The sequence below is a fragment of the Roseateles sp. P5_B10 genome (assembly GCF_056400485.1).
The window spans coordinates 1-1,057 of the sequence record NZ_JBFULE010001251.1 but is presented as its reverse complement, the minus strand read 5'-3'; the positions used below and the strand labels follow the sequence as shown (position 1 = coordinate 1,057).

The following is a 1,057-nucleotide window of genomic DNA, read 5'->3' as shown; positions in this document are numbered from 1 at the left end:
GTACCCGCATGTGCTGGTCGTGTCGACGCTGCACCCGGTGTCGCCGCAGAAGACCGTCAACCTCGTCGAGTTCTACTACCCCGAGGAGATCGCCGCTTTCGAGCGCGACTTCGTCGAGGCCCACCAGGCCGCCTACATGGAAACCTGCGTGGAAGATGACGAGATTGCCGAGCGCATGGATGCCGGCCGCAAGGCGCTGATGATGCGCGGCGACAACGAGACCGGCCCCTATCAAAGCCCGATGGAAGACGGCATGCAGCACTTCCATGAATGGTTCCGCAACGAGATCGGCGCTCCTCTCTGATGCCGGCCTCAGTGCTCATGGTGGCGGCGACGCTGTTGTTCGCCACCATGGGCGTCTGCGTCAAGCTGGCCAGCGAGTTCTACGCGGCCAGCGAGATCGTCATGTACCGCGGCCTGGTCGGCTCCGTGATGATGGCCCTGCTGTCGCACCGCCAGGGCTTGAGCCTCAAGACCCGCCTGCCCGGCATGCACCTGTGGCGCAGCATCTCCGGCGTCACCTCGCTGTGCCTGTGGTTCTACGCCATCAGCCACCTGCCGCTGGCCACGGCGATGACGCTGAACTACATGTCCTCGGTCTGGATGGCCCTCTTCCTGCTCGGCGGCGCCGTGCTGATGGGTGCCCAGCGGCTGGACTGGCGGCTCATGGCCTCGGTGCTGCTGGGCTTCGTCGGCGTCGCGCTGATCCTGCGCCCGACGCTGGACCAGCAGCAGCTCTGGTACGGCCTGGCCGGCCTGCTGTCGGGCATGATCGCCGCGATGGCCTATCTGCAGGTCACGGCCCTGGGCCGCGCCGGTGAGCCCGAACTGCGCGTCGTCTTCTATTTCTCGGTGGGCGGCTGCCTGGCCGGCGCCGTCATCACTGCCGTGACCCAGGGCGGCCTGCAAAGCCACACGCTGTGGGGCGCCTTCCTGCTCCTCGCCGTCGGCGTGCTGGCCACCACCGCCCAGGTCTGCCTGACGCGCGCCTACTCCATCGGCCGCCCGCTGGTGAACGCCTGCCTGCAATACCTGGGCATCGTGTTCTCTTTCATCT

The 1,057-nt window shown here is 66.9% G+C and carries 2 protein-coding genes; both read left to right on the top strand.

The genetic code is table 11. The annotated features are described in order from the left end of the window. A partial coding sequence (locus tag AC1DU6_RS32520; protein WP_477862365.1) for an SRPBCC family protein occupies window positions 1–304 on the top strand: 304 nt, incomplete at its 5' end. Next, on the top strand, window positions 304–1,057 hold a 754-nt coding region (locus AC1DU6_RS32515; RefSeq protein WP_477862363.1), incomplete at its 3' end, for a DMT family transporter. The genes AC1DU6_RS32520 and AC1DU6_RS32515, both read left to right, overlap by 1 nt.